Origin of the sequence: Kitasatospora griseola, from assembly GCF_014648555.1 — a bacterium.
Lineage (GTDB): Bacteria > Actinomycetota > Actinomycetes > Streptomycetales > Streptomycetaceae > Kitasatospora > Kitasatospora griseola.
Genome location: NZ_BMRI01000014.1, coordinates 26,605 through 46,921, shown reverse-complemented (window position 1 = coordinate 46,921; position 20,317 = coordinate 26,605). Strand labels below are relative to the sequence as shown.

General features: G+C 73.9%; 19 protein-coding genes and 1 tRNA gene. 11 read left to right on the top strand and 9 right to left on the bottom strand.

Annotation, left to right across the window (positions count from 1 at the left end):
- A partial coding sequence (locus IEZ12_RS19305; protein ID WP_189273118.1) for an EamA family transporter occupies positions 1-513 on the top strand: 513 nt, incomplete at its 5' end.
- 695 nt (positions 514-1,208) lie between these two features.
- Here the strand turns inward: IEZ12_RS19305 and IEZ12_RS19300 are convergent.
- Positions 1,209-2,573, bottom strand: a complete 1,365-nt coding sequence (locus tag IEZ12_RS19300; protein WP_189273117.1) for an FAD-binding oxidoreductase — start codon at positions 2,571-2,573, stop codon at positions 1,209-1,211.
- Positions 2,574-2,678: 105 nt separating this feature from the next.
- On the opposite strand from IEZ12_RS19300, the gene IEZ12_RS19295 reads away from it, so the two are divergent.
- The 3 genes from IEZ12_RS19295 (at position 2,679) to IEZ12_RS19285 (ending at position 5,023) form a co-directional block, all read left to right on the top strand.
- The gene (locus IEZ12_RS19295) at positions 2,679-2,900 is read left to right on the top strand and encodes a hypothetical protein (protein WP_189273116.1); all 222 of its coding nucleotides are present in this window, start codon (positions 2,679-2,681) and stop codon (positions 2,898-2,900) included.
- A gap of 82 nt (positions 2,901-2,982) precedes the next feature.
- On the top strand, positions 2,983-4,455 hold the full coding sequence (locus IEZ12_RS19290; protein WP_189273115.1) for a hypothetical protein: 1,473 nt from the start codon (positions 2,983-2,985) through the stop codon (positions 4,453-4,455).
- A 4-nt stretch (positions 4,456-4,459) separates the two neighbouring features.
- The gene (locus IEZ12_RS19285; RefSeq protein WP_189273114.1) at positions 4,460-5,023 is read left to right on the top strand and encodes an NUDIX hydrolase; all 564 of its coding nucleotides are present in this window, start codon (positions 4,460-4,462) and stop codon (positions 5,021-5,023) included.
- 68 nt (positions 5,024-5,091) lie between these two features.
- Here the strand turns inward: IEZ12_RS19285 and IEZ12_RS19280 are convergent.
- Positions 5,092-5,177: transfer RNA gene (locus IEZ12_RS19280), tRNA-Ser, on the bottom strand.
- Between the two features lie 62 nt (positions 5,178-5,239).
- Positions 5,240-6,910, bottom strand: coding sequence for a S1C family serine protease (locus IEZ12_RS19275; RefSeq protein WP_189273113.1), 1,671 nt, complete (start codon positions 6,908-6,910; stop codon positions 5,240-5,242).
- A 383-nt stretch (positions 6,911-7,293) separates the two neighbouring features.
- Between IEZ12_RS19275 and IEZ12_RS19270 the strand changes: the two genes are divergently transcribed.
- The 4 genes from IEZ12_RS19270 (at position 7,294) to IEZ12_RS19255 (ending at position 11,441) form a co-directional block, all read left to right on the top strand.
- On the top strand, positions 7,294-8,652 hold the full coding sequence (locus IEZ12_RS19270; RefSeq protein ID WP_189273112.1) for a purine-cytosine permease family protein: 1,359 nt from the start codon (positions 7,294-7,296) through the stop codon (positions 8,650-8,652).
- A gap of 132 nt (positions 8,653-8,784) precedes the next feature.
- Positions 8,785-9,597, top strand: coding sequence for a glycerophosphodiester phosphodiesterase (locus IEZ12_RS19265; protein ID WP_229847692.1), 813 nt, complete (start codon positions 8,785-8,787; stop codon positions 9,595-9,597).
- Positions 9,598-9,858: 261 nt separating this feature from the next.
- Positions 9,859-10,398, top strand: coding sequence for an ATP-binding protein (locus IEZ12_RS19260; RefSeq protein ID WP_189273285.1), 540 nt, complete (start codon positions 9,859-9,861; stop codon positions 10,396-10,398).
- 65 nt (positions 10,399-10,463) lie between these two features.
- A complete protein-coding gene (locus IEZ12_RS19255; protein ID WP_100589161.1) occupies positions 10,464-11,441 on the top strand; it encodes a DUF5926 family protein in 978 nt (325 codons plus the stop codon).
- A 189-nt stretch (positions 11,442-11,630) separates the two neighbouring features.
- Here IEZ12_RS19255 and IEZ12_RS19250 read toward each other — a convergent pair whose 3' ends face one another.
- Positions 11,631-12,287: a bifunctional DNA primase/polymerase gene (locus tag IEZ12_RS19250; protein WP_189273111.1), complete on the bottom strand. Its 657-nt coding sequence runs from the start codon at positions 12,285-12,287 to the stop codon at positions 11,631-11,633.
- A gap of 363 nt (positions 12,288-12,650) precedes the next feature.
- On the opposite strand from IEZ12_RS19250, the gene IEZ12_RS19245 reads away from it, so the two are divergent.
- From IEZ12_RS19245 to IEZ12_RS19235, 3 genes are all read left to right on the top strand, one after another.
- Positions 12,651-14,021 (top strand): PP2C family protein-serine/threonine phosphatase, encoded by a 1,371-nt coding sequence (locus tag IEZ12_RS19245; RefSeq protein WP_189273110.1) that lies wholly within the window; start codon positions 12,651-12,653, stop codon positions 14,019-14,021.
- 139 nt (positions 14,022-14,160) lie between these two features.
- Positions 14,161-15,651, top strand: coding sequence for an aminopeptidase P family protein (locus IEZ12_RS19240; protein ID WP_189273109.1), 1,491 nt, complete (start codon positions 14,161-14,163; stop codon positions 15,649-15,651).
- Positions 15,652-16,030: 379 nt separating this feature from the next.
- Complete coding sequence (locus IEZ12_RS19235) at positions 16,031-17,047, top strand: helix-turn-helix domain-containing protein (protein ID WP_189273108.1); 1,017 nt, start codon at positions 16,031-16,033, stop codon at positions 17,045-17,047.
- Between the two features lie 7 nt (positions 17,048-17,054).
- On the opposite strand, the gene IEZ12_RS19230 is transcribed toward IEZ12_RS19235, so the two are convergent.
- From IEZ12_RS19230 to IEZ12_RS19210, 5 genes are all read right to left on the bottom strand, one after another.
- Positions 17,055-17,822: a MerR family transcriptional regulator gene (locus tag IEZ12_RS19230; RefSeq protein ID WP_189273107.1), complete on the bottom strand. Its 768-nt coding sequence runs from the start codon at positions 17,820-17,822 to the stop codon at positions 17,055-17,057.
- 81 nt (positions 17,823-17,903) lie between these two features.
- A complete protein-coding gene (locus IEZ12_RS19225; protein WP_189273106.1) occupies positions 17,904-18,326 on the bottom strand; it encodes a MarR family winged helix-turn-helix transcriptional regulator in 423 nt (140 codons plus the stop codon).
- Positions 18,327-18,380: 54 nt separating this feature from the next.
- The gene (locus IEZ12_RS19220) at positions 18,381-19,442 is read right to left on the bottom strand and encodes a YhgE/Pip domain-containing protein (protein WP_189273105.1); all 1,062 of its coding nucleotides are present in this window, start codon (positions 19,440-19,442) and stop codon (positions 18,381-18,383) included.
- 94 nt (positions 19,443-19,536) lie between these two features.
- Positions 19,537-19,860, bottom strand: coding sequence for a thioredoxin family protein (locus tag IEZ12_RS19215; protein WP_043915256.1), 324 nt, complete (start codon positions 19,858-19,860; stop codon positions 19,537-19,539).
- The gene (locus tag IEZ12_RS19210) at positions 19,857-20,300 is read right to left on the bottom strand and encodes a MerR family transcriptional regulator (protein ID WP_100589238.1); all 444 of its coding nucleotides are present in this window, start codon (positions 20,298-20,300) and stop codon (positions 19,857-19,859) included. Before IEZ12_RS19210 ends, IEZ12_RS19215 begins: the two co-directional genes overlap by 4 nt.
- Positions 20,301-20,317: the final 17 nt, after the last annotated feature.

The window sequence follows — 20,317 nt, the reverse complement described above, 5'->3', positions numbered from 1 at the left end:
CTGTGGGCGATGCTCGCCGCCGGCGGCGTGGTGCTGCTCACCCTGTTTGGCCACGGCGAGTCCGGCTCCAGCCTGGACCCGGTCGGCCTGGCCTGCGCCTTCGGTGCGGCCGCCTGCTACGCCGGCTACATCCTGTTCACCGACAAGGTCGGCGCGGCGTTCCGCGGGTTCGAGGGCCTGGCGGTCTCGTTCACCGTCGGTATGGTCGTGCTCGCCCCGTTCGGCGCCGCCGAGGCGCTGCACGGCCTGTCCGGCGCCTCCTCCCCCGCGCTGCTGCTGCTCGCCGTCGCGGGTGTCGCGCTGCTCTTCCCGGTGCTGCCGTACGCGCTGGAGATGGTCGCGCTGCGCCGGATGTCCCAGCGGGTGTTCAGCGTGATCGTCAGCCTGGACCCGGCGGTCAGCGCGCTGGTCGGACTGCTGGTGCTCGGCCAGGTGCTGGGCCTGCCGCAGCTGATCGGCATCTGCTGCGTGGTCGCCGCCAGCGTCGGGGCGACCCTCACCGCCCGACGGTAGGGCGGCTCCTCCGGTCGGAAAACCCCTCGGGGGCGCGGCGGTCGCCGCGCCCCCGAGGGGTTTTCCGTTCGTCTGTGCTGCCCCGAGGCGGGTGACCCTTTCCACTCCCGGGTGCTCCGGCGGCAGGTGCTCCGGCCGGTCCGGCGCCCCCGCCGGTCCGGCCGCACCTCCCGCCGGGAGGTCAGTGGCGATGGACCGGCGCGAGGACGGCGCCGGCGTCGGAGGCCGCACCGCCGATCGGGCCGTGGCCTGCGGCCGGGCGGGTGGTGCGTAAGTGCGTCATGGATTCCTCCGTGCTGCCGATGGTCGCTCCGGTCACTGCCGATGACCGTGAATCGCTGCCATTCACTTCCGAGGACCAGAATTCCGCAACAAATCGACAAAGCACCAGCACCGCTGGGCCTTTTCCCTCATTAGCGTGATCCGCGCACCCCTGCGCATGCCCCTGCACGGGGGCTCCGGGCCTGCGGAACACCTGCACGGAGCTGGCCTTTTGCCCGACCTCGGGCGATCGGCGGCCCCGGCCGGGCGGGAGCGCGAGCCGCCGGTCCACGGCGAGTCGCGCCACCCCTCGGGCGCGCGCACGGCGCACCCGCGCCCCGTTCCGGTGCGCCGACCGTCGAATGTCGATATTCCAGCGGGGTGGTCGGCCCGGCCTGATTCCAGGGAAATCCGATCCGAATTCCGAACGATCCTCAGATCATCTTTCCCGGGTTGAGCAGGCCCAGCGGGTCGAAGACCGCCTTGATCTGCCGCTGCAGCTCCAGGCCGACCGACCCCAGCTCCCGGGCCAGCCACTCGCGCTTCAGCAGCCCGATGCCGTGCTCGCCCGTCACCGTGCCGCCCAGCTCCAGGCCGAGCGCCATGATCTCGTCGAAGGAGACCCGGGCCCGCTCCGCCTGCTCCGGATCCCGGGCGTCGAAGATCACCACCGGATGGGTGTTGCCGTCGCCGGCGTGCGCGACCATGCCGATGGTCAGCCGGTGCCGCTCGGCGATCCCGGCGACGCCGTTCAGCATGGCGGCCAGCGCGCTGCGCGGCACCGCCACGTCGTCGATCATCGTGGTGCCCATCCGCTCCAGCGCGGGCAGCGCCAGCCGGCGGGCCTGGAGCAGCAGTTCCGACTCCGCCCGGTCCTCGGCCGGCACCACCTCGATGGCCCCGGCGGCCGTGCACAGCTCGCCGACCGCGGCCAGCAGCTCGCGCTGGTCCGGGCCGTCGAAGGCGACCAGCAGCAGCGCCCGGGTGGACTCCGGAAGGCCCATCTGCGCCATCTCGTTGACCGCGCGGACGGTGGTGGCGTCCATCAGCTCCATCAGCGAGGGCGTGAACCCGGCGGCCATCACGTCGCACACCGCCCGCCCGGCGGCGTCCACCGAGTCGAACTCGGCCGCCAGCACCAGCTGCGGGCCGGGCGCGGGGCGCAGCGCGAGCACCGCCTCGACCACCACGCCGAGGGTGCCCTCGGAGCCGACCAGCAGCCGGGTCAGGTCGTAGCCGGCCACGCCCTTGGCCGTTCGCCGTCCGGTGCGCAGCAGTCGGCCGTCGGCCAGCACCACGTCCAGGCCGAGCACGTACTCGCCGGTCACGCCGTACTTCACGCAGCACAGGCCGCCGGCGCCGGTGCCGATGTTGCCGCCGATGGTGCAGGACTCCCAGCTCGACGGGTCCGGCGGGTAGGCCAGCTGCCGGGCTTCGGCGGCCCGGGACAGTTCGGCGTTGACCACGCCGGGCTGCACGATCGCGATCCGGTCGACCGGGTCGAGGTGCAGGATCCGGTTCATCCGGGTCAGCGAGAGCAGGATGCAGCCGTCGACGGCGTTCGCGCCGCCGGACAGCCCGGTGCGCGCGCCCTGCGGCACCACCGGGACGCGCAGTTCGGTCGCGGTGCGCATCACGAACTGCACCTGTTCGACCGTCTCCGGGAAGACCAGCACCGCCGGCTCGCCCGCGTCGCAGAATCCCGCCATGTCGCGGGCGTACGCGCCCGTGACGTCCGGGTCCACCGCGACGGCGCCGTCCGGCAGTCCCGCGCGCAGCCGTTCGACCAACTCACCCACGACGACCTCCACTCGTTCCGCCCGCACTCTCCTCCCCCGTCCGGCTCCGAGCAAGCGTCGCCGCCCCCTGTCGGGCTGTCGGTCGGTTCGGGCACCCTGGTACCCATGCGCGCACCCCGTGTCCAGTGCCCCGCCTGCGACCGCCCGGTCGCCCTGATGCCCACCCGCCGCACCGGCTACGGCGTCATCCACGACCACAAGCGCGACCGCCGCTCGTTGCAGCTGTGCGACGGCAGCATGCGCCAACTCCCGCTCACCGACGCCGCCCTGTGGCAGGACGCGCTCCCCGGGCTGCCCGCCCCGGACGGGCCGCCGACGCTGTTCTGACGGCCCGTCGGCCCGGGGGTGGTCAGCGCCGGACGCCGCAGGTAGCGTCCCGGTGCGACGGCTCGTCCTGGGGGGACACGGCATGGTGTACGACGACGGCAGGCAGTACCAGTATCTGGAGTCGCTCGACTCGGCCCGGACGGCCGGGCCCGGGGACGGCCGGGGCGAGGAGCTGCAGCTGCAGATCTTCACCGAGGTGCTGATGACGCTGGCGCTCGGCCGCGAGGTGGTCGTCCCGCAGTCGTTCGCCTTCGACTCGTTCGGGTTCCACCGGGTCGCGGCCACGGTCCTGCGTGCCCGGGACAGCAGCGCACCGGGCGAACACCCGTTCCGGCTCCACCTGTTCGGTGCGCGCTCGTACGAGGAGGCGGTGGCGGGCATGCTCGCCAGGACGGTCGATCCGGCCGGCCCGTTCCTGAGCCTCCTGCTGCCCGAACTCAGCGACCCCGCCGCCCACGGCCTCGACCCCGGCGAGGTGCGGGAGCAGGCCGCCGACTTCGACCGGCTGCTGAGCGCCGAATGGCTCGACCCGGAACGGGCCGACGGGCTGGCGGTGGTCCGCGACGAGTTCCGGCACCTCCCGCGGGTGGCGGCCCGGCCGCCCGCCCGGCTGTACGCCCTCGGCGAGCTGGTGGTCGCCGCCGTCGACCCGGCCTCGCCGATGGGACGGGCAGTGGCCGACCTGCCCGAGCCGTACCGGGAGGTGCACGCCACGCTGGCCACCGCGATCCGCCGCCTCGGCGTCGACCGGCCGCAGGCCTTCCACCACCGCAGCCGGCTGCGGCTGGCCCGGCCGTGGCCCGGCGACGCCGCCGGGCGGACCCCCGAGGAGATCGTCGGCGGGCCGGAGACCCTCGGCCTGGTGATCGAGTTCGTCGACACCCTCTACAACCTGATCGTGGTCGACTCCATCGGCGTCGCCGACACCACCCTCAGCACCGGTCAGGGCCTCGACGACGGCCGACTGGCCGCCCGCGCCACCGCCCAGGAACTCGCCCTCGCCCAGTACCGCCACCGGGCCGGGCAGACCCTCCCGGAACCGGACCGGGCCGGCTCGGGGCCGCTGTTCGAGGTCAGGCTCGGCGCGGCGGCCGGCCTCGCCGACGACCGGGTGCGCGCCCGGATGGCGGCGCTGCGCACCGACGCCGGCGACGCGATCGCCGCCCTGATGCAGGCCCGTGCCGAGCGCGGCCGCACTGCCGAGTCGCCGTTCTGGAAGGGCATCGAGCGGTTGCGGACGGCCGAGGACCCGCTCGCCGCGCGCAAGGCGCTGGACGCCCACCTGGCCCGGGTCGCCGCCGTCCTCGGCGACCGGACCGGGCTGGCCCCGATCGGCGGGTTCGCGATCGAACTGGTGCTCACCGCCGCGGGCGCGGTCGGCCCCGCGCTGGCCACCGAGGTGTGGCGGCTGCCCGGGCTGGTCGGCTACCCGGCGATGGCGGCCGGCGCGGTCGGCAACGTCCTGTACCGCAAGGGCAAGGACAGCGTGGCGCGCCGACTCTCCACCAGACGGCTGGCCTGCGCGCTGGGACGAGTCGTCGACCTGAGGAGCTGACACCGTGACAGAGCCCGAGCACCCGGACGCGATCCGCCGCACCCGGGAGGTCCTCGCCTACCGCAACCGCTTCGTCGACGTCTACGACGACGAGGTCGCCTTCCCGAGCGGCTCCGCCGGCCGCTACCTGAGGATCCGTCACCGCACCGAGGGCCTCGGCGTGGTGGTCCTCCCCGTCCACGGCGAGCTCGTCGGGCTGGTCCGCACCTACCGCTACCCGCTCGGCCGCCTCCAGTGGGGCCTGCCCCGCGGCTTCGCCCAGGACGCCGACCCGCTGGTCACCGCGCGCGCCGAACTGCACGAGGAACTCGGCGTCCCCGACGCCGAGTTCCACCTCCTGGGCACCATGACCCCGGACTCCGGCCTGCTCGCCGGCGCCGTCGCCGTCGTCCACGCCACCGTCCCCGCCCCCGTCCCCGCCGGCGCCCCCCGCGACCCCGACGAAGTCGTCGAGACCCGCTGGCTCCCCCTCCCCGACCTCCACCACTGGATCACCACCGGCCGCCTCGACGACGGCATGACCCTCGCCGCCCTCACCCTCGCCCGCGCCCACGGCCGCCTCCCCTGACGCACCGTCACCCGCGAACGCCGAACGGCCCCCGACCGGATGCACAGGTCGGGGGCCGTTCTCAGGCGCGGAGGGTGTGGGATTTGAACCCACGGTGGCGCGAAGCCACGACAGTTTTCAAGACTGGTCCCTTAGGCCGCTCGGGCAACCCTCCTCGGCGGAGGCCAGCCTAACGGGTCGGGGCGGGTTCGGTGCACACCGTTCCGGTGGGGTGGGTCAGTTGTCGCCCTTGCGTTCGCCGAGGGTGACGGTGGTCTTGGCGGCCTTGCCGTCGCGGGTGTACTCGACCTCGACCTTCTCGCCGGGCTTGTGCGTCCAGATCTCGCTGACCAGGGTCGGGCCGCTGTCGATGGCGATGCCGCCGAGCTTGGTGATGACGTCGCCGGCCTTCAGGCCGGCCTGGTCGGCGGGGCCGCCGGGGGTGACAGCGGGGGTGTCGCGGACCGGGGCGGTGGCGATCTGGGCGCCGTCGCCGCGGTAGTCGTCGTTGCGCAGGACGCCGAGGATCGCGTAGACCGGCGTGCCGTCCTTGATCAGGGTCTGGGCGACCCACTTGGCCTGGTTGATCGGGATGGCGAAGCCGAGGCCGATGGAGCCGGCCCGGCCGGAGCCGCTGGTGTTGGACTGGATCGCCGAGTTGATGCCGATGACCGAGCCGGAGCCGTCCAGCAGCGGGCCGCCGGAGTTGCCGGGGTTGATCGAGGCGTCGGTCTGCAGGGCGTTCATGTACGAGGACTGGGCGCCGGTCTCGTCGCCGGAGGCGACCGGGCGGTCCTTGGCGGAGATGATGCCGGTGGTGACGGTGCCTTCGAGGCCGTAGGGCGCGCCGATGGCGATGGTGGCGTCGCCGATGGCGACCTTGTCGGAGTCGCCGAGCGGCAGCGGGACGAGCTTGTCCTTGGGCGGGTTCTCCAGGCGGATGACCGCGACGTCGTAGCCCTCGGCGCGGCCGACCACGGACGCGTCGTAGGAGGAGCCGTCGGAGAACTTGACGCTGAGCTTGCCGCCCTTGGCGGCGGGCGCGACCACGTGGTTGTTGGTCAGGATGTGGCCCTCGGTGTCGAAGACGAACCCGGTGCCGGTGCCGGACTCGCTGGAGTTCGAGGCCTTGATGGTGACGGTGGACGGCAGCGCCTTGGCGGCGATCCCGGCGACGGACTCGGGAGCCCGGTCCAGGTTCTGGTGGGTGTTGCCGACGGTGACGGTGGTGCTGCTGTGACTGGCGCCGGTGCCGCCGCTGCCGCCCTTGTCGGAGACGGACGCGCCGATCGCGCCGCCGGCCAGGCCGGCCACCAGGGCGACCGCCGCGACCAGGGCGACGAATCCGCCGCGCTTGCCCTTGCCGGACCCGCCGGGGGCGGGCTGCGGGCCGCCCCACGGCGCACCCGGCTCGCCCGGTCCGCCGACACCGCCGGTGCCGCCGGACGGGTGGCCCCAGCCGCCCACCGGGTGGCCGGCGCCGAACGGGTGCTGCGGCTCGCCGGGGACGCCGGGCGTACCCGGGGCGCCGGGCGCACCGGCCTGGGCGAGCGGCGGCGGCACGGCCGGGGCGGCCGCGGTCGGCGCGTAGGGGTTGACCGGCGCGTCGGCGGCGGGCTGCGCGTAGGGGCCGGCCGGTGCGGCGACGCTGCCGTACGGGTTCTGGAACGGCGGCGGCGCGTCCACCGGGGCGGCGGGCGGGGCGGCCGGCGCCTCGGGCACCTTCCCGAGCTGCATCGTCCCGTCGGAGACCGGCGCGGCCGGGGCCGCCGGCAGCACCGGCGGCGGCGCGTCGAGGTAGGCGGGAGCGGGCGCGGGCGTCCCGGAGCCGGCGGAGGCCGCCTCGGTGCCGGTGGCCTCGGGGGCCTTCTCCGGCGGGGTGGTACCACTCGCGTGCTCGGTGCTCACGGACGACCTCCATCGCTGACAGAACCTTGGGCGGTGGTCCGTCGCGCCGGCGGCGCGGCCACAGCCTCGGGGCACAGTTTTTCCTATGCCGGATTCGGACACCGTAAGCGGGCCCCTGAAGAAATCATGAGAAGCCTTAGGCCTCGCTGACATGCACATCAGTGGTCCCGCGGTGCGGACGCCGATCCCCCCGGCCTTGGCGTTCCCCAGCCCGGAGGCTAGCCTGTCGCTCCTGTAAACCGAAGAACGTCGCGGGAGCTTGGACCAGCCAGGCTGAGAGTGCGCCGGATCGACCGTAGGGCATGGCGGTGACGCCGCCCCGGTCGAGGGGGCGCTGACCGCCTGAACCTGTCCGGATAATGCCGGCGTAGGGAGTATCGGCCATGACGGCTGTTCCGTCTGCCCAAATTTCCGATCATGAGGCTGCCGCGCGGGCCGAGGCCCCGCTGACCCTCGACACGGCGCCGCCGCGCACCCTGGACTTCCGGGCGCTGTTCGCGCTGTGGGCCAACCTCGGGGTGAGCCTGATCGGCTTCACCAGCGCCGCGACGGTGCTGGGCAAGCAGGGCCACGAGCTGGGCTTCACCGCGGCGGTGACGGCGATCGTGGCGGGCACCGCGATCGGCACCGCGATGCTGGCGGTGGCGGCCCTGGTGGGCGCCCGCACGGGTGCGCCGGCGATGGCGGTGCTGCGCGGCCTGTTCGGCACCCGGCTGTCGTACGTGCCGACGGTGCTGAACATCCTGCAGTGCGTCGGCTGGGGCGTGTACGAGCTGACGGTGATCGCCTGGGGCGCCCAGACGGTGGCCGGCACCGAGGGCTGGCGCTGGCTGTTCGTGCTGCTGGCGGGCGTGCTGACGACGGTGCTGACGATCTGGCCGCTGGGCGCGATCGCGGTGCTGCGCAAGTACGTGGCGGTCGCGGTCGGCGTGGCGATGGTCTACTTCACGGTCCAGTTCGCCCGGCTGGGCTTCCCGGACCCGGGCGCGGGCAACTGGGACGGCTTCCTGTCGGCGACGGACGCGGTGATCGCGGTGTCGATCTCGTTCGTGCCGCTGGCCGCCGACTACACCCGGCACGCCCGCAGCTCGGCGAAGGCGTTCTGGGGGACGTTCTCCGGCTACACGGTGGCCCAGGTGTGGTGCTACGTGCTGGGCGTGGTGGCGCTGCTGCAGTCCGGCGGCGACCCGGACAAGATCCTCGGTTCGTTCACCGGCGTGGCCGCGGGCTGGGCGTTCCTGCTGGTGCTGGTGCTGCGCGAGTCGGACCAGTCGTTCGCGAACGTGTACTCGACGGCGATGTCGATCCACAACCTGTGGCCGAAGGTGGACCGGCGGGTGCTGACCGGCGGCATCGGCGTGCTGGTGACGGTGCTGGCGCTGCGGATCAAGGAGTTCACCGAGTCGTACTACGCGTTCCTCGGCCTGATCGGTTCGGTGTTCGTGCCGCTGTTCGCGGTGCTGGCGGTGGACTATTTCCTCGGCGCGGGCCGGCGCGGCTGGAACCTGGCGCAGGACGCCCCGGCCCGCTGGGTGATGCTGCTGCCGTGGGCACTGGGCTTCGCGGTGTACCAGTTCCTGGCGCCGACGGCGGTGGCCGGCTGGTGGACCGACCTGTGGGCGAAGGCGCAGGAGGCGGTGCACTTCACCCCGCAGGCGTGGAGCTCGGCCTCGCTGTTCTCGTTCCTGGCGGCGGCCCTGGCGACCGGCGCGGTGACGGCCCTGGAGCGCCGGCGGGCCTGACCGCCCGCGGGCGGTCGACGAGCCGCCCGGCGAGCTGACGGACCGCCACCCGGCCGCCCCCGGCGAGCTGTTCACCGGAGCGTTGCCGTGCCGGAAGCGGGCCGTCATCCGGTGCCGCGTAGGGTGGTTGACGTGAACACCCAGCACAGCGCCTCGGCCCCGCTCCCCGCTCCGATCGACCGCTCGTCGGTCAAGGTGATCGCCCACCGCGGGTCTTCCGCGGCCCTCCCGGAGCACACCGAGGAGGCGTACCGGCAGGCGCTGGAGGAGGGCGCGGACGGCCTGGAGTGCGACGTCCGGGTCACCGCCGACGGGCAGCTGGTGTGCGTGCACGACCGGACGGTGGGCCGCACCTCCGACGGGCAGGGCGTGGTGTCGACCATGACGCTGGCTCAGCTGTCCGAGCTGGACTTCGGTTCGTGGAAGCACCCGAAGCAGCCGCAGCGCAGCGCGGTGCTCACCCTGGAGCGGCTGCTGGAGCTGGTCGCGGACACCGGGCGGCGGGTGGAGCTGGCGATCGAGACCAAGCACCCGGTGCGGTACGCGGGCCGGGTGGAGTCCGAGCTGCTGCGGGTGCTGGGCCGCTTCGGTCTGCTGCCGGCCGCGCCGGAGGAGTCCACGGTGCGGGTGATGAGCTTCTCGGAGCTGGCCCTGCACCGGGTCCGCCGGGCCGCCCCGGCGGTGCCCCGGGTGTACCTGTGGGAGCGCTCGGTGCCGCTGCTGGGCCGGACCAGGTCGCTGCCGGGCGGGGCGTCGATCGCCGGCCCGGGCATCTCGCTGGTGCGCCGCGACCCGGGCATGGTGGCGGCGCTGCGCCGGGCCGGGCACCGGGTGCACGTGTGGACGGTGGACCGCCCGGAGGACGTCGAACTCTGCCTGGAGCTCGGCGTGGAGGCGCTGATCACCAACCGACCGGCAGACGTGCTGGCCCAGTTGGGCCGCTGAGCGGGCCGGTCGGCCCGGCGCCCGCCGGGTGGCACGCGGGCTCCATTGACGTGGCATAAATACCGAACGGGGTATTTCCCGTTGCCCATTCGGACAACCCTCGGGACGCGACAGAAAGGTGAGACGCTCCTCACCTTTCGGCCGCGAGCCGTGCGGATCCCGTTAATGCCGCGATCGGATCGTCGAACGCCCGTTTCCGATGCATTAACGGCGGGCATCCATCCCTCGGCAGAAGCTGAAGGAGGTCCGGGGGTGGCGTTGATGGTGGCGCGAGCTGTGCCAGTTCAGGCCGGGTCGACCTCATCGGCCATGGCCGTTCCGCACGGTCCGGCCAGTGTCTCGACCGCGCGGCGGAGGCTGCGCAACGATCTCGGTGATCGCTCGATACCGGATGCGGTGATTGACGACGCGGTGTTGATCCTCTCCGAACTGCTCAGCAATTCCTGTCGTCATGCCAGGCCGCTGCAGGCCGAAGATCCGGAGCCCGGCGACAGACCCGGAAGATCCGCAGACCGTCGCCCGCACGTCGCCGACGACGACGCGGAGATCGGTACCGTGCTGGTGAGTTGGCGGATGCGCGGGGACGGCCTGCTGACCCTGGAGGTCACCGACGGCGGGGCGACCACCCGGCCGGTGCCGGCCAGTCCCTCGGTGTCGGCGCACGGCGGCCGGGGGCTGAGCATCGTCGGCAAGCTGGCGAGGGACTGGGGAGTGCGGCACGCCCCCGGTCAGGTGACGGTGTGGGCGGAGCTGCCCGCGTTCGAGCAGGTGAGGGGCGGCGGGGAGCGGCGCAGCGCCTGAACGGCGGGCCGCGGGCGAAGTAGGCTGCGCGGTGCAACGTCCGACGTCCCCGGGAGAGCCGCACCATGGCCAAGAAGGCCGCGAAGAAGCAGCCCAGCCAGTCCACCGTCGTCGAGGGCGAGATCCCGGTCGTCGGAGCGCGCGAGGCGTGCCCGTGCGGCTCGGGCCGCCGGTACAAGGCCTGCCACGGCCGTCAGGCGGCGCACGCGGTGCAGGAGTTGGTGCACCGCCCGTTCGAGGGCCTGCCGGGCGAGGCCGACTGGGTGGCGCTGCGCGAGCTGGTGCCGGCCGCCACGGTGCCGCTGACGCTGGCCGCCGGGGTGGCCGAGCAGGCCGTCGGCGAGGTTCCGTCGGTGACGCTGGCGACGGTGCTGCCGCTGGCCTGGCCGGCGCTGCGGCGCGCCGACGGCTCGATCCTGCTGGGCCTGCAGACCCAGTCGTCCTCGGGCGACCTGAGCCGTGACCTGGCGGACGCGCTGGAGCTGGCGCTGGCCACCGAGCCGGGCACCCCGGTGCCGGCCCGCCGGACCGACCCGGGCGCCCGCCGACTGCAGGAACTGCTGGACACCACGGCCGAGTTCGTGCCCGCCGTGCACACCGGCTTCGAGTTCTGGCTGGAGGACGCCGAGTCGGCGACCGGCGAGGTCGCGGCCTCGCTGGAGCGGGCGAACGCGTCGGCGATCCCGACCGAGAAGCTGGCCGGGGTGGACTCCGCGTACTGGTGCGGCACGCCGGACAAGAACCACCTGCGCTGGGTGATGACGGTGCCGGAGGAGCAGCTGCTGGACGCGCTGGCCCGGCTGTCGGCGTCCGGCGAGAGCTCGCTGGGCGAGGGCACCAAGCTGGTCGGCTCGTTCCGGGCGCACGGCCTGACCGTGCCGGTGTGGGACCTGCCGGTCGACATGGCCGCCGCCGAGGTGGAGAAGCCGGCCGTGGAGTTCGCCGCGAAGCTGGCCGAGGTGCTGGCCGCGCCCGCGCCGCTGACCGCCGACGAGCGCCGCGCCCGCGCCAACCTGGTGAACCGTCAGATCACCCTCAACTAGCCGGAAGTGACCCGCGTCACATTCGCGTCCGGGCGCCAAAAATCCCAAGGGCCTTTCGGCGTGGACAAATTGGCGCGGAGCCGGATCTTTGTTACTGTTTGAACAGTCCGACCGCTGGTGCATCCCCCGTCGCCAGCGGTCGGGCCTTTTCTGTTTCCGGGCCTGTGGCGCAACTGATCTGACGATCGGTCAGCAGTGCGGCAGGGTGACGGCACTGGCGGTGATCAGCCCGCCCAGCAGGGTGCCCACCTCGGGCAGCCAGGGCCGGCCGGGGCCCGGGCGGCGCACCCAGTGCACTTGGCCCTCGCCGGTCCGCGAGGGCGGCAGCACCAGGTAGCCGCCCGCCCCGTGGTACCGCAACACGCCCGGCACCCACGGCCGTTCGGACAGCAGCGCGCCGAGCTCCGGCAGCGTGTAGGGCGCCGTCAGCAGCACGAACCGGCCGGGCGTGCCGAGCACCGGGCCGTACGGGACGCCGGTCTCGTCCAGGTGCCGCAGCAGCCACGGACCGGCCGGGCGGGGCAGGCTCACCGCGCACAGCGACCGGCCGGTGGCGGCCAGCACCGGCGCGCCGGGCGCGCGCAGCTCCCACCAGTGCCGGACCATCCGCGGATCGGTGGTGGCCGCCTCCAGCGGCGGGTCGCACGGGTGCGCGCCGGGCGTCGGGCAGAGCCGGTCCGGGCACGAGCAGGCCGGGCCGCGCAGCGCCCGCGCGCCGGGCACCACCGGCCAGCCGCAGCCGACGGCGGCCTGCAGTGCGGCGGTCAGGGCCAGCGTCCGGCCGCGGCGGCCCGGCCACCACTGGCCGACCCGCTCGGTCAGCAGCTCTCGGCGGTGTCGGCGCATGGCGGCTCGTTCCTCTCCGCGTCGGTCGGCCTGGGCCGGGGGTGCGGGCGGTGCGGTTGCGCTCAGGGCCTGTTCGGCCGAGCCCGCGCTGCGCCGCTGGAACGAGAATCCCCCATACGTCCGGATGGACGCGGGTCGGTCGACACCGGTTCCACCGTACGAGTGAGTGCCCGGCGCCCCGGGTGGCACCTGCGGGGCCCCGCCGTACGATCCCTGGCACGTTCGGCCCGTCGCTCTCCTGGACATGCCCCGATCGGCCTGTGTACAAGTGGGGGAATCGTGCCGAGTAGTGAGTAAAGACATCGTTTTCGGTCGGTCTCGGGGGTCCTGCGTGACACGTTCCGGATTGTGGGGAGTTGCGACATGACCGACGTCCAGCCGCTGGCGGCGGAGGCCCTGAGGTTCGAGCAGGCGCTGCTGCCGGAGCTCGGCGAGGCGCCCTCGGCGGACCTGCAGGACCGTTTGGCCGGATGGCTGTCCGATTTCACCAGCCTCCAGGAGCACCTGGAGCTGCTGGCCAGGGCCGACGGGCTGGCCGGCACCCTGGACGCGCTGCTGGACTCCGGCGCGGCGCTGCTCGGCGCCCGCCGCGGCCTGGTGGTCACGCTGCGGCCCGGTCCGGCCCGCACGCTGGCCCGGCCGGTCGGCCTCGGACTGGACCCGGCGACGCTCGGCCAGCTGGAGACCATCCCGGCCGAGCACGGCCCGTTCGCCGACCTGCTCAGCCTGCCCGGCGCGACCGGCCGGCTGCTGATCTCCGACCTGGCCACCGACCCGACGGTGGGCCCCCGGTTCCGCGAGATCGCCGCCCAACTGGGCCTCGGCGCCTGCTACGCGCTGCCGCTGGCCACCGAGCGCGAGGGCGCGCTCGGCGCCGCGGCCTGGTTCTACGAGGAGCCGGGCCGCCCCGGCGAGCGCCGCGAGCACCTGGTGCGCCGCTACTGCGAGTTCGCCGCCCCGCTGCTGGCCCGCCAGTTGGAGGCCGACCGGGCGGTGCGCGCCACCGCCGCGCTGCGCCGCTCGCTGCTGCCCGACCACCTGCCGGTCCGGCCCGGCCTGCGGATCGCCGCCCGCTGCGTGCCCGCCGCGCTGGAGCACTCCGCGGGCAGCGACTGGTACGACGCGGTCCCGCTGCCGGACGACACCCTGGCGCTGACCGTGGGCAGCGTGCTCGGCGGCGGCCCCAGCGCCGGTCCGGGCGCGGGCGCCTGCGCGGCCGCCGCGATGGGCCGGGTGCGGGCGGCGCTGCGCGCGTACGCGGTGCTGGAGGGCGAGGACCCGGTGTCCGTGCTCGGCGACCTGGAGCTGCTGCTGAAGACCACCGAGCCGACCCGCTCGGCGACCGCCGTGTACGCCAACGTCGACCCGGCCGAGCGCCGGATCGCGCTGGCGGGGGCGGCGAACTGCCCGCCGGTGCTGCTCACCCGGTACGGGGCGAACTTCGTGGAGACCTCGCTGTCCGCCCCGCTGGGCATGCTCAGCTGCTGGGAGGCGCCCGGGGTGGAGCTCACCGCGGAGCGCGGCGACGTGCTGGTGCTGTACACCGAGGGCCTGGCCCGCCGGTTCGGGGCCAACCTGCACGCCGGGCAGAGCGCGCTGCGCCGGGCCGCCGCGGACGCCCCGCGGGACGTCCGGCTGGATCCGGAGCGGCTCTGCGACCACCTGCTGGCCGAGGCCGGCGGCGAAGGCCAGGGCGAGGACGACCTGGTACTGCTGGCGGCCCGCTTCGAGTGACCGCGGGCCGGCCGCGAACCGCAGGTCGAACGGCCTTTCTTCCCTCGAACGGCCCTACGTACCATGGGGGCGACGTCCGCCCTCGCGCCCCGCGACCCGGGGAGTGCGGGGCGGTACCACGCGCAAGGAGGCGACGTACGTGACCGAGGACCGCAGCCCGGCGGTGTCCGAGAACCCCGAAGGGGCCGCCGAGGGCGAGGAGGACGAGCCGATCAAGAGCCGCAAGAACGGCCTGTACGGCGACATCTCCGACGAGCTCGCCGCGTCCATGCGCACCGGCTGGGCCGACACCGAGCTGCACGGCCTGCAGCCGGTCGCCCAGGCCCCCTACGCGGCCGAGCGCCGCGCCAAGCTCTCCGCCGCCTTCCCCGGCGAGCGGCTGGTCGTGCCCGCGGGCAACCTGCGCACCCGCGCCAACGACACCGAGTACGCGTTCCGCGCCGCCAGCGAGTACGTGCACCTGACCGGCAACCAGACCGAGGACGCGGTGCTGGTCGGCGAGCCCGTCGAGGGCGGCCACCGGTTCGCGCTCTACCTGCTGCCGCGCTCCGACCGGGAGAACGGCGAGTTCTGGCTCAGCGGCCAGGGCGAGCTGTGGGTCGGCCGCCGCAACTCCCACGCCGAGGCCGAGAAGCTGTACGGCCTGCCGGTGCGGGACGTCCGCAAGGCCGCCGAGGAGCTGGCCGCCGACACCGTCCCGACCCGCCTGGTGCGCGGCTACGACGCCGGCCTGGAGGCCGCCCTCGCCGAGCAGCTCGACGAGGAGAAGGACCAGGAGCTGACGGTCTTCCTGTCCGGGCTGCGCCTGGTCAAGGACGAGTGGGAGATCGGCGAGCTGCGCGCCGCCTGCACCTCCACCGTCAACGGCTTCACCGACGTGGTGCGCGAGCTCGGCCGGGCCGTCGCCACCTCCGAGCGCTGGATCGAGGGCACCTTCTGGCGCCGCGCCCGGGTCGAGGGCAACGACGTCGGCTACGGCACCATCGCCGCGGCCGGCCCGCACGCCACCACCCTGCACTGGGTGCGCAACGACGGCGACGTCCGCCCCGGCGAGCTGCTGCTGCTGGACGCCGGCGTGGAGACCCACACCCTCTACACCGCCGACGTCACCCGCACGCTGCCGATCAACGGCACGTTCACCCCGCTGCAGCGCAAGATCTACGACGCGGTGTACGACGCCCAGGAGGCGGGCATCGCCGCGGTCCGGCCGGGCGGCAACTTCCGCGACTTCCACGACGCCGCGCAGCGGGTGCTCGCCGAGCGCCTGCTGGAGTGGGGCCTGATCGACGCCTCGGTGTACGACGTGGAGAAGGTGCTGGAGCTCGGCCTGCAGCGCCGCTGGACCCTGCACGGCACCGGCCACATGCTCGGCCTGGACGTCCACGACTGCGCGCACGCCCGCCGCGAGAACTACGTGGACGCGGTGCTGGAGCCCGGCATGGTGCTGACCGTCGAGCCCGGCCTGTACTTCCAGGCCGACGACCTGACCGTCCCCGAGGAGTACCGCGGCGTCGGCGTCCGGATCGAGGACGACATCCTGGTCACCGCCGACGGCAACGAGAACCTCTCGGTGGGCCTGCCCCGGCAGGCCGACGAGGTGGAGGCCTGGATGGCCTCGCTGAACAGCTGACGCAGCCTCGCACCGAAGCCCCCGTCCGATCCGCCGGCGGGGGCTTCGGCGCGCTCAGTGCCGTCGGCCCCACCCGGAGCGGGCGGCGGCGAGCACGACAATCTTCTCGAAACGGGCACGACCGGGCGTGAACATGGCTGCTCTCCGGGAAAAGGGTGTGGTGGACGTCCGCGGGAGGCATTCTGCGGCCTGCGCGTGTTGACGCTCCCATCCTCCCGGGAGGTTGCAGATCAGTTCCAAAGGTTTTCCGCCCCCGTCCGATCACCCGTCGCCGCCGCCCGTACGCACCCGGTCCGCCCCGGCCCGGCGCGCGGCACGGCGATGGGGCGGACGGCTACACTCGCCGCGAACCCGCCACCGGCCGCACCTGGAGCACCACATGGCCGAGCCCGTGCCCGTCACCATCGGAAAGCGTCCGGCTCCCGTGCACACCGTCGCGGTGTACGCCTTCGCGGGCATGGCCCCGTTCGAACTCGGCGTGGTGGTCGAGGTGTTCGCCCTCGCCCGCCCCGAGCTCGCCGGGCTGCTGGCCGCCCCCTGGTACGACGTGCGGGTGTGCGCGGAGCGGCCCGGGCACCCGCTGGAGGCGGTCGGCGGATTCACCCTGACGCCCCGGCACGGCCTGGAGGAACTCGCCGCCGCCGACACCGCCGTGGTGGTCGGGGTGCCCGACCCGTACGGCCAGGTGCCGCCCGCCGTGGTCGCCGCGCTGCGCACCGCGCACGCCCGCGGCGCCCGGGTGGTGTCGATCTGCTCCGGCGCCTTCGCGCTGGCCGCCGCCGGCCTGCTCGACGGCCTGCCCGCCACCACGCACTGGCGGTGGGCCGAGGAGCTGCGCCGCCGCCACCCGCAGGTCCGGGTCGACCCGGACGTGCTGTACGTGGACAACGGCCAGGTGCTGACCAGCGCGGGCAGCGCCGCCGGCATCGACCTGTGCCTGCACCTGGTCCGGCAGGACCACGGAGCCAAGGTCGCCAACACCGTCGCCCGCCGGTTCGTCGCCCCGCCGCACCGGGACGGCGGACAGGCCCAGTACGTCGAGGCGGCGGTGCGCCCGATGGACGAGCCCGAGGACGGGGTGGCCCGGTCGATGCGCTGGGCGCTGGAACACCTCGCCCGGCCGCTGACCGTGCCGCTGCTGGCCCGGGCGGCCGCCATGTCCGACCGCTCGTACCTGCGGCACTTCACCGCCCGCAACGGGGTCAGCCCGATGCGCTGGGTGGCGATCCAGCGGATCGCGGCCAGCCTGCCGCTGCTGGAGTCGCCGGAAGGCAGCGTCGAGGAGATCGCGGCGGCGGTCGGCTTCGAGTCGGCGGCAACCTTCCGCCACCACTTCGGCCGCACCATGCGCACCTCGCCCACCGCCTACCGGCGCACCTTCGGCCGGGCCGCCTGACGATGCGTCAGGACTGCTCCTGCCGGTCCGCGTTGGCGTGGATCGCGTCCCGCAGCCACCCGGCGAGGCCTGGGGCGAGCTGCTCGTAGGTGGCGGTGAACCGCGGGTCGGCGACGTACATGTCGCCGAGGCAGCGGTGCATCTGCGGGGCGCACTCGTAGAAGTTCAGGCCGATGTGGCCCCGGTGCTGCTCGGCGGCGTCCATCGCCTCCGGGCTGTCGGGGGCCGCGCCGGCCGTGAACGCCGCCACCAGGGCGTCGTTGACGGCGTCCGTCTCCTCCTTGATCCGCTCCCAGTCCGCCTTGGTGTACTTCGCCGTCCGCTGCTGGGACTGCTTCCAGGCGTCGGTGTCGCCCCAGCGCTGCTCGGCCTCGTCCTCCCAGTCCTCCTGGTAGTCCTTGCCGAACACCTCGAACTTCTCCTCCGGGGTCAGCTGAATGCCCAACGTCCTTGCCTCCATCGCTCGTTCGACTGCCGCGGCGAGGTTCTCCAACTTCCTGATCCGGTCGCCGATCAGCTCGCGCTGCCGGCGCAGGTGCTCGGTCGGGCTGACCGAGCGGTCGTCCAGGATCGCCGCGATCTCCTCCAGCGGGAAGCCGAGTTCGCGATAGAACAGGATCTGCTGCAGCCGGTCCAGCTCGGCGTCGTCGTACCGCCGGTAGCCGGCCCGGGTGCGTCCGCCGGGCGACAGCAGCCCGATCTCGTCGTAGTGGTGCAGGGCGCGCACCGTCACTCCGGCGAGCTGGGCGAGCTGCCCGACGGTGTACCCGCTCATCGCGTCGCCTCCTTTCCTTCCCGCTGCGCACCAGCCTCCGGCCTCACGTCGCGTGAGGGTCAAGTCGGCCCGGCTGGACGGCTATTCGGACGCGCCGTAGCGGACCAGGTAGTCGGCGAACCGGTCCAGGTCCTCGTCGTCCCAGGAGGTGAAGCGGTCGGTGAAGGCCCGCCGGCGCTGCTCGTACGCCTCCGCCAGCAGCTGCTCGCCGGCGTCGGTCAGGTGCAGCAACTGCCCGCGCTGGTCGTCCGGATCGGCCTGGCGGCCCAGCAGCCCGAGCCGCTCCAGCGCGCCGACCTGCCGGCTGACGGTGGACTTGTCGAGCATGAAGTGCGCCGCCAGGTCCGCGGCCCGGCAGGACCCGCGCTCCTTGACCAGGTCGAGCATGCTGTACGTGACCAGCGAGAGCTCGGGGTGCAGCTGGGCTGCCTTGTGGCGGGCCCGGCGGGCGAACGCGGTGAGCTCGCGCTGAATGGTCTCCAGCGCGGCGTCGCGGTCGGGCATGGCGGTGGCTCCTTCGTCGTGCGGTGTTGCGACCCACGGTAGGGGCAGCAGTCCTCAGACGCCGACCGCCTCCTCCATCTCCTCCTCCGCCGGCTCCCCGGCGTCCGGGCCGGGGGCCGCGGCGAGGGCCCGGGCCCGCTCGGTGCGGGCGGCCAGGACGAGCAGCGCCGCACCGGCCGCGAGCCAGCCGAACAGGGTGGCGACGTGACCGCCGAGCCCGGCCCGGCCGCCGAAGTGGACGTGGTCGCGGACGCCCTCCAGGAAGCCCGCGCCGTTCCAGAAGGAGTGCAGGGCGCCGTAGAAGCCGTTCTGCAGCTCGGGCTGGAAGATGCCGCCGGAGCTGGTGAAGTTGAGCATCACGAACAGCACCATCATGGTCAGCGTGGTCCACCGGCCGAGGAAGGTGTGCAGGGCGGTGCCGATCGCGATGATGCCCGCCGAGTACAGCCAGCCCATGGCCCAGAGGCCGAACAGGCCGTGGTCGACCAGGTGGAACACCGGCCCGGCCAGCGCCGCGCCGAGCAGGCTGACCACCAGCGCCACGCCGAGGCCGAGCAGCGCCCGGGCCCGCATCGCCAGCGCCGCACCGGCCGCGCCGAGCACCGCGACCGAGCCGTAGGAGCCGATGCTCAACGCCACCAGCAGGAAGAACAGGCCCTGCCCGGTCGGGTCGCCGGCCGGCAGCGGGGTCAGCTCCTGGACGGCCAACGGCTTGCCCTGGTGGGCGGCGACCGTGGTGAACACCTTCTCGGCGGCGCTCGCCGAGGTCTCCGAGTTCGCGGTGGCCACCAGCAGGGTCGGCGCGTCGCCGCCCGGCACGTACGCGGCGACCAGCTCCCGGTCGAGCAGCCGGGTGCGGGCCGCGTCGGAGTCGGCGACGGTGGTGACGTCCAGCCGGTCGCCGGCCTTGTCCTGGAGCGTCTGCGCCAGCTCCCGGGCCTGCGGGCCCTGGCCGACCACGGCGACCGGCAGCCGGTGCGGGGCGGGGGCGTGGAAGGCGGAAAGGTACGCGACGCCCATGCCGAGGCACATCAGCAGCGGGGTGACCAGGTGGGTGAGGACGTGCCGCAGGGCGAGGCGGGACGCCGCGGGCAGCGAGGACATCTCTGACTCCATGGTTGATAAATACAACTAATATCTAGTTGCACTTTACAACGCACAAATGCTTCGCACCCAGACTCCCGCCCGCCCCGTGACACAGCTCACCCGCCTACAGCAGGTCGTCCAACTCCCGCAGCAGTCGGGCCTTGGCGCGGGCCCCGACCATCGAGCGCACCGGCTCGCCGCCCCGGAACACCATCAGGGTCGGCATCGACAGCACGCCGTACGCGGCCTGGGTCTCCGGATTCCGGTCCACGTCCAGCGCGACGACCTTCAGCCGGCCCGCCTGCTCCTCCGCCACCTCGACCAGCACCGGCGCCAGCTGGCGGCACGGCGGGCACCAGTCGGCGGTGAACTCCACCAGCACCGGGCCCTTCGCCCCCAGCACCTCGCTCGCGAAGTCCTGGTCGGTCACTTCCTGTACGCCGCTCATCGGGTCCCCTCTCCTCGTTCGATCGTTCGGTCGTCCGTGCGGGCCAGCTCGCAGCGCGGCTCCCGGTCCGCCGCGGCCAGCGCGTCGCGCGCCGCCTCGGCCTGCGTCAGCTGGGCCGCCACCTGCTCCCGGACCTCGGTCAACCGGGCCACCATGGCGTCCAGTTCGGCCAGCTTCGCCCGGTACACCTCCAGCGAGGCCGGGCAGGAGTCGCCGGCCGGATGCCCGGCCTGCAGGCACTCCACGAACGGCCGGGTCTCCTCCAGCTCGAACCCGAAGTCCTGCAGCACCCGGATCTGCCGCAGCAGCCGCAGGTCCTCCTCGTCGTACGCCCGGTACCCGTTGCCGCCGCGCCGCGCGGGCAGCAGCCCCCGCGACTCGTAGTACCGCAGCGCCCTGGTGGTGGTCCCCGCCCGCTGTGCCAGCTCGCCGATCCGCATGGCCACGACGCTAGACC